The 7,722-nt window shown below is 68.2% G+C and carries 8 protein-coding genes; 1 reads left to right on the forward strand and 7 read right to left on the reverse strand.

Annotation, left to right across the window (positions count from 1 at the left end; all coding sequences use genetic code 11):
- On the reverse strand, positions 1-325 hold a 325-nt coding region (locus SX243_24195; GenBank protein MDY7096087.1), incomplete at its 3' end, for a ClpXP protease specificity-enhancing factor SspB.
- Positions 326-467: 142 nt separating this feature from the next.
- Here SX243_24195 and SX243_24200 point away from each other — a divergent pair.
- On the forward strand, positions 468-2,411 hold the full coding sequence (locus tag SX243_24200; GenBank protein ID MDY7096088.1) for a hypothetical protein: 1,944 nt from the start codon (positions 468-470) through the stop codon (positions 2,409-2,411).
- Here SX243_24200 and pdxA read toward each other — a convergent pair.
- The 6 genes from pdxA to SX243_24230 form a co-directional block, all read right to left on the reverse strand.
- Positions 2,408-3,427, reverse strand: a complete 1,020-nt coding sequence (gene pdxA, locus SX243_24205) for a 4-hydroxythreonine-4-phosphate dehydrogenase PdxA (GenBank protein ID MDY7096089.1) — start codon at positions 3,425-3,427, stop codon at positions 2,408-2,410. The two genes, SX243_24200 and pdxA, sit on opposite strands and share 4 nt — an antisense overlap.
- Positions 3,428-3,457: 30 nt before the next feature.
- Entirely contained in the window at positions 3,458-3,781 is a 324-nt protein-coding gene (locus tag SX243_24210) for a hypothetical protein (GenBank protein ID MDY7096090.1), read from the reverse strand.
- Positions 3,782-3,827: 46 nt separating this feature from the next.
- Positions 3,828-4,562, reverse strand: a complete 735-nt coding sequence (gene ricT, locus SX243_24215; GenBank protein ID MDY7096091.1) for a regulatory iron-sulfur-containing complex subunit RicT — start codon at positions 4,560-4,562, stop codon at positions 3,828-3,830.
- Between the two features lie 200 nt (positions 4,563-4,762).
- Entirely contained in the window at positions 4,763-6,031 is a 1,269-nt protein-coding gene (gene purD, locus SX243_24220; GenBank protein ID MDY7096092.1) for a phosphoribosylamine--glycine ligase, read from the reverse strand.
- Positions 6,028-7,011 (reverse strand): phosphotransacetylase, encoded by a 984-nt coding sequence (locus SX243_24225; protein MDY7096093.1) that lies wholly within the window; start codon positions 7,009-7,011, stop codon positions 6,028-6,030. Before SX243_24225 ends, purD begins: the two co-directional genes overlap by 4 nt.
- Positions 7,012-7,044: 33 nt before the next feature.
- A partial coding sequence (locus SX243_24230) for a hypothetical protein (protein ID MDY7096094.1) occupies positions 7,045-7,722 on the reverse strand: 678 nt, incomplete at its 5' end.

Here is a 7,722-nt window from a genome sequence, read left to right on the forward strand (position 1 = left end):
CGAAGCCGTCGTCGCCTTCGCCGACGGCTTCGAAGGGAACGGTGACGCTATGCCGGGAGCCCTCGAAGGCGAGGGTGACAGAAAAAGCTTCCTCGTCCACCATCAAGCCCCAGAATTGGTGCTGCAGGGCGATGGTCATCTCCTCCGGATAGCGCTCGCGGAGAAAGGTCGGGAGAGAGACTCCGGGGTGGTCGGTGCGGATCTGAATGAAGAAGTGGTGCTCGCCGGGCAGTCCCAGCTCGGCCACTTCCTCTAACGCGGAGCGGATGACGCCGCGGACCGCGGATTGGAGCATCGAAGGGTAGTCTAGGCGTGGTGTGGTCATAGTCAGTCCACCCTCCCACAGATGGCACCGGGGCTTGCAAACCAGGCCAGGTCCCACAGAGTGGGGTCGGGTATGAAAATATTGTACCTCGGCGGGGAAAATTCAAAGGTCCCGAGATTCCCGCGACGTTCCTCGACCCTCGATGAAAACCGATTTCTATCGCCGGCAATTCCTCGCCGGGGCCTTGCTCTGGTTGTTGCCCGCCGTGTTGTGGGCGCCGGCCTTCAGCCGCGCCTTCGTCAGCGAGGATCTTCTGATCCTCGCGCGCCTCCATCAAGATTCCTGGGGGCTGCTGGTGGAGGCTTTCACCGGGCCCTGGCTGGGGATCGATCTGGTCAAATTCTACCGCCCGGTCTCCACCACCCTGCTGGCGCTGGAACAGGCACTCTTCGGCAGCCATCCGCTGCCCTACGCTCTCACCCACTGGCTGGTCCACGGCCTCAACGCTTGGCTCTTGCTGCGGCTACTGCGGAGCTGGACACCGGCCCTGGGGCTCTTGCCGCCAGCGGCGGTGGCGGCGCTCTTCGCCATCTACCCCCTGCACCTCAACGCGGTGCTCTTCATCGCCAGCTTCGCCACTCTCTTCGCCGCCACCTTCGGGCTCGCCTTCCTGCTCTGCTTCCTGCGCTGGCGATCCACCGCCGCCGTCGGTTGGCTGGCCGCCGGTACCGCCTTCCTGGCCCTGGCCCTGGGCAGCTACGAAGGGGCGGCGGTGCTGCCAGCGGTGGCTCTGGCGCTAGACCTCTTTGGCCCAGCACCTTCCCGCCGAGTCCTCCACCGGCGCTTCCGCCGCCGTTGGCTGGCCGTGCCCCACGCGCTCTTCTTCGGCCTGCTTTGCGCCTATCTGCTGCTTCGCCGGGGGCTCTTCGGTCAGGTGCTGGGAGGCTACGATTCCACCCGAGCCCGATTGCTGGAGGGGGCGGCGGACCTGGCCGGGGACCTGCTGGCGTCGCTCTTCCGCCTCCTGGTGCCGATCTACGGCGCCACGCCGCCGAGCGCTCCCGCGGTGCTGGTGGCGATGGCGACGCTGGGCATCGTGGCGCTGGGCGGTTGGGTGCGGTGGGGCCTGCCTCGCCGGGCCGGAGCCTCCCGGCCGGCCGGCGGGCAAGAGCCCGTCGAGCATCGCGACCTCGAAAGCTCCACCGGCCGGCGCCCGCAATGGGGCGCCTGGCTGCTTTTGGGGCCGGCCTGGACGGCGCTGCACCAAGCCCCCTTCGCTTTCGCACCGGTGGTGCCGGGGAACGGCCGGTATTGGTACCTGGCGGCGGCGGGAGCGGCGCTGGTCGTGCTCGCCCTGGTTGGGCTCCTGGGGGAAGCTCTGCGCTCCCGATTGCAGCAACGGGGCTTGGCTCTTCCGGTGGCAGTGGGGTCTTGCGTGTTGGGGGCGGCGCTGGTGCTGGGAGCTGCCTGGGGCGTCGCGCTCCGCGGCTACGCCCAGGACTACGCCCGGGCAGGAGAGCTGACCCGGGCCTTGCCGCGGGCGCTGGCGGAGCACCAGCTCTCCCCTGGGCAGCGGATCTTCATCACCGGCTATCCCCTCTTTGTCCACGATGCCGGCGGAGCCCCGGTGGCGCAGGTCTTCCGCTGGGGGCTGCGGGACGCCTTGCGGCCTCCCTTCCACCAGCCAGGACTCGATGTCCTGCCGCTGCCGGACCTATCCGGCGGCGGTCTCTTGCCGGTGGCGGACGGTGAACCCGCCGCGGCCATTTTCCGCTGGGATGCGGAGGCGGAGGAGCTGCGGCGCTTCGTTGCCGGCCCGAGGCTCCGCCGGGCCACCACCGGAGTGACGGAGCTCGAGGTGTTGAGCTCCATGGACCCCCAGCGGATCCGAGTCGCGGCACCTCCCGGGACGACCCACGCCACCCTCTTCGTGGTCACCGCCGCCAACACCGCGCGCCTTCCGTTGGTCGTGGAGGGGGCCGTGGAGGAAGGGACCGGGGAGGCCTTGGAGGGCTCGCTGCCGCTGCCCCTGCTGCGGGCGGCGTCCAAGCTCTATCCGGAGCAGCCGGCCTTTTGGTGGGTGGAGGCCCGGAGCGGGGAGGGTGAGCTCTTGGGTTATAGCGTGATGCGGCGGGTACAGCGCTAGGACCGCGGCAGCTCACCGCTCAACAGCTTGAGGGTGGTCTGGATCACCGCCTCCAGGGGGCGGTGGTCGGCGAGGCCCTTGCCGGCGAGGTCGAAAGCCGTGCCGTGGTCCACCGAGGTGCGGAGGTAGGGCAGCCCCAGGGTCCAGTTGGTGGCGCGCCCGAAGGCGGCGGTCTTCACCGCGATGAGTCCCTGGTCGTGGTAGAGGGCCAGCACCCAGTCGAAGGCTCCGCGGCGGGCGCGGGCGAAGAGGGAGTCGGCGCTCAGCGGGCCATCCACCGTCAGCCCCAGCTCTCGGGCAGCCTGCACCGCCGGGGCGATCTCCTCCTCGTCCTCCGAGCCCAACAGGCCGCCCTCGCCGGCGTGGGGGTTGAGGCCGGCGACGGCGATGCGTCCGGGCGCGTGGCGCCCCAAGCAGCGCAAGGCATCGAGGATGGTTTCGGAGCGGACCTGATCCAGCGCCTCGCGCAACGGCAGATGAGTGGAGAGCAGGGCGACCTGGAGGTCCGGGGATAGGAAGGCCATCAGATAGTCGCGGCCGTATTCTTCCAGGTCGGCTTCGGCGGCCAGATATTCGGTATGACCGGTGAAATCAGGCCGATGGTGGGTGGCGATGGAGCTCTTGCTCACGGGAGCCGTGACCACGGCATCCGCCAGGCCGGTGCGCGTCGCCGCCACCGCCGCATCCAGCGCCGTCAGGGCGCCGGCGGCGTCGGCGGGGCCGGACTGACCGGGGGTTACGGTGCGGCGCTCCGCCACGGGATCGAGAACGGCGATCTCGTCTTCGAGGCTTTCCAGGCGGCGCCGATCCGGCGGCGACGAGAAATACGCCAGCCGCTCCCAAGGGAAGGTCGGCATCTGTGGCTGCAACGCTTCCAAGGCGGCCCGTTCGGCCACCAAAAGCGGTGTCCAGGGGCGATCGATCCAAGAGTCCTGGAGCAATTTCACCAGGATCTCCGGACCGATACCCGCGGGATCTCCCTGGGTCAGAGCGAGGATGGGGCGCGGCGTGCTCACGGCGAGGGGAAAGCCTAGGTCGGGGACGAATCAGCTACTACTGCCACCGCCGGACGGAGACCGCCGCCGGCCTCGTTTGAGCTCTTCTTCCTTGAACATATAGCGGATGCTGTGCTTGGGGATGAGCAGGTTGGGACCGCGGTTGCGGTTGAGCTTGATGGCTCCTTTGTCGTACCACTCGATCCATCCGCGCAGCTCTTCGCCATCGGTGAGGACCACCACCATGGGGGTCTTCGCCGCCATTTGCTTGAGGTAGTAGAACTCCTCGGCGTTGGTCTGCTCCGGCGGTGCCTGTTTGCGTCGTGCACCGCGGCCGGCAGTGCCCTTGATGTCGTGGGCGTCGGGTCGAATCAACTTGCGATTACTCATAGGCTCACTGGGTCGGCCCATAGATTTGGCCTTATTGGTTTCTCGAGGACGCGGAGGATCGCCGGCCCTTGGGGCGCCGACGGTACTGGTCGTCCTCGTAAGCCAGGCAGCACAGCAAACGGCCGCACTGTCCGGAGATCTTGGAAGGATTGAGGCTGAGGTTCTGGCGCTTGGCCATCTGGATCGAGATGGGCCGGAAGTCCTTGAGCCAGGTGGAGCAGCAGAGGGTGCGTCCGCAGATGCCGATGCCGCCGAGCAGTCCCGCTTCGTCCCGGGCTCCCACCTGCACCATCTTCACCCGCACGCTGAAGCGGCGGGAGAGATCGCGCACCAGCTGCCGGAAATCCACCCGGCCGTTGGCGGTGAAGTAGAACACGGCCTTCTTGCCGTAGAGGCTGAAGTCCACCCGCGAGACCTTCATCTCGAGCCCGAGGGACCGGGAGCGCTCCTGACAGAAGCGCTTGGCCGTGGCCTCGTTGGTCAGTTGGCGGTCGTGGGCGTCGGTATCCTGCTCGGTGGCGCGCCGGGTGATGGCCTGGGCGCTGGACTTCTGACACGGCTTGAAGATCGGCATGGGGGATTTCTCCACCCGGCCGAAGCTTGGGCCAAAGTCCGTCTCGACGATCACCTGGTCGCCGCGGGAGAAGATCTCACCGCCGGTGCGGCAGAGCGTCAGGTTCGTTTCTTCACGAAACCGAACCCCTACGTATGTATCCTCCACGGCGGTGGACATGCCTTTGAACTGGCAGCCACTGCATCCACTCATGGTTCGAACCTTTCTCTATTCAACGAGCCGGAAACGAAGACCGAAGAGCCCAGAATGACAAGCTCGAGGGAAGAAAAGACCGGCAGCTTCGGGTTCGGCGACTTGCGTGCCAGTATGGCATTCGGCCATCGCACCGTCAACGCCGGGCGCTGGGGGCCCTAAGGCCTTAGAACAGCGCTTCCGACGACGTTTCCAGGCGCTTACTCCAGCACTCGCCGGCCGATGTCTCGGCGCAAGACCTTGCTCGGCCATTGGATATCGGCGGTGGCCTCGTAAGCGCGCTTCAATGCTTCTGCAAGACCGTGGCCAACCGCCGAAACGCCGAGCACTCGACCTCCGGCGCTGAGGATCTGGCCGTCCCGTTCCACCGTTCCGGCGTGGAAGACCTGCACCCCTTCCCGGGCCGTCGCCTGGTCCAGGCCCTCGATCAGCTCCCCCTTCACCGGCTTGCCGGGATAGCCGAAGCTGGCGAGGACGATGCACGCTGCCGCTTCTTTGCGGAAGGCCAGGCGGTGATTGCCGAAGTCGCCGGCGGCGCCGGCGGCGAGCACCGGCAGCAGGTCGCCGTCGATGCGCATCATCAGCGGCTGGGTTTCCGGATCGCCGAAACGCAGGTTGTACTCCAGCACCTGGGGGCCCTGCTCGGTGAGCATCAGGCCGGCGTAGAGGACGCCGACGATGGGGCGGCCTTCTTCCGCCATGCCTTGGACCGTGGGCCGCAGGATGGTCTCCACCACCTGAGCCGCCGCGTCTCCGGAAAGCACGCCGGATGGCGAGTGGGCGCCCATGCCGCCGGTGTTGGGGCCTTTGTCCTGATCACCAATGCGTTTGTAATCTTTGCTCGTGGCCAGGGGCAGGAGCCGCTTGCCGTCGCAGAGGGCGATGAACGAGACTTCCTCGCCGGGGAGGAAGGCCTCTACCACCACCCGGTCCGCCGCCGCGCCGAAGCGACGCTCCTCGAAGAGGGTGTCGAGAGCCCCCTGGAGCTGCTCGTCGTCGTGGACGATGAGCACGCCCTTGCCCGCCGCCAGCCCATCGGCCTTGAGCACCACCGGAAAGCCGAAGCCCTCCGCCGCCCGCCGGGCATCGGCTGCGTCGTGGACGACTTCGAAGGGAGCGGTGGGGATGGAGTGGCGCTCCATGAAGCGCTTGGCGAAGACCTTGCTGCTCTCCAGCTCAGCGGCCTGCTGACGTGGTCCGAAGAGGCGCAGACCGCGGCTGTGGAAGTCGTCGGCGATGCCCAGGGAGAGGGAGAGCTCCGGGCCTACCACCGTGAGGTCGATCTTGAGGTCGGCGGCGAAATCCGCCAGCCGGTGGATCTCGTCCGCGGCGATGGGCACGTTGTCCGCCACCTGGGCGGTGCCGGGATTGCCCGGAGCGCAGTACAGTTCCTTGAGCAGAGGGCTCTGCCGAAGCTTCCAGCACAGGGCGTGCTCGCGACCGCCGTTGCCGATGACCAGGACTTTCATGCTCTTCTCCTCTGCACAGCTGCTACCGCCATGGCGTCCAGCACGTCGGCGGTAGAACATCCCCGCGATAGGTCGTGGACCGGCCGGTCCAGGCCCTGAAGCAGGGGCCCGACGGCCCGCGCGCCGGCGAGCCGTTGGGTGAGTTTGTAGGCGATGTTGCCGGCATCCAGATTGGGGAACACCAGCACGTTGGCCTGCCCCGCCACGGTGCTGTTGGGGGCTTTCCGGCGGCCGACGTCGGGAACCAGGGCGGCGTCCGCCTGGAGCTCGCCGTCGAAAGCGAAGTCCACCTGCCGGCGCTGGAGCTCCTCCACCCCCTCTAAGACCCGTTTGACCAGCGGATGTTGGGCGCTACCGTGGGTGGAAAAGGAAAGCATCGCCACCTGCGGCTCGGTTCCCAGTAGATCCCGGCAGCTCTGGGCTGCCGCGGTGGCGATATCCGCCAGCTGCGCGGGGGATGGGTCCGGCACGACAGCGCAATCGCTGTAGATCAAGCCCCGGCCGTCGGGCAGCACCATGAGAAAGCAAGAAGAGACGGTCTTGAGCCCCGGCCGGGGGCCGACGCAGCGCAGGGCCGCACGCAAGGTCTCGGCGGTGGTCGCCCGGGCGCCCATCACCGCACCGTCGTAGCGGCCGGTGGCCACCAGTAGACAGGCGTAGTGCAGGGGTTCCAGGGCGAGGGCGGCGATTTCCTCCGGCGGACGCTTCTTTGCCGCCAATCGTCGCCCCAGATAGGCCGCCAGGGCGGGCTGGTCTTCGTCGTCCCGTGGGTCGAGGATGGGGAAGCTCACGGGAATGCCGTGCTCTTGGGCCAGGGCCTGCACCGCCGCTGGATCTCCTACCACCGCCGGCTGCCCCAACCCGGCGGCGGGAGCTTGGGCGGCGGCTTCGAGGATCCGGGGGTCGTCGCCCTCCGGCAGCACCAGGCTGGCGCCGGAGGCACGGGCGCGGTGACGGAGTTGCTCGAGTAGTTGGGTCAAGAAGGTGAGTCCTCGAAGGGTCGGCGAGAGCCTCTAGCGGCGCCCGGTGGTTGGGGGCGACGGCGGGGGCGTTGCTTGGGCCCTCGTCTTCAGCTGATCGATGTTCAGCCGGTGACCGTGGAGCTCTCCCGCTCCCTCCGAATTGCGCCACACTACCCGCAGCTCGTCGCCTTCCAGGGCGAGGCGCGGAAAGCCACTAGAGCGGGCGCCGCTGGTGGCGGCCACGGAGTGGATCGGTCCCGGTCGGCCCTGGGGGCTCACCGCCCGTAGCAGCACCGCTGTCTGATCAGCCTGGCGGCCCAGCCAGGAGACCACCGCCGTGCCGTCGTCGGCGAGGACCACGTCGACTCGCCCGCGGACGCCTTCGCTGGCGATCTCCACCGGCTGGGCGAAGTGGGCACCGCCGTCGGTAGAGACGGCGAGGCGGACCCGCGGCTGGTCTTCGGCGGCGGTGAACCAGGCCACCACCACCCGCTGGCCATCGGCGTCGATAGCCGGACCATTGACCGGGCAGCCGGCGATGCGCCAACCATCGTCGGCTACCGTCTTGGGGGCCGACCAGCCGTCGGCGGTGCGTCGCACGATGCGGAAGTCTCGAATCTCTTCGTCGCTGCGCCCCCGGTAGACCACCACCGGTCCGCCGTCGGCGAGGGCGGCACCGGTGGCGCAGCATTCGCAGACCCGCGGATCCAAGAGGTCTTCGTCACCGGT

Source organism: Acidobacteriota bacterium, from assembly GCA_034211275.1.
Classification (GTDB): Bacteria; Acidobacteriota; Thermoanaerobaculia; order Multivoradales; family JAHZIX01; genus JAGQSE01.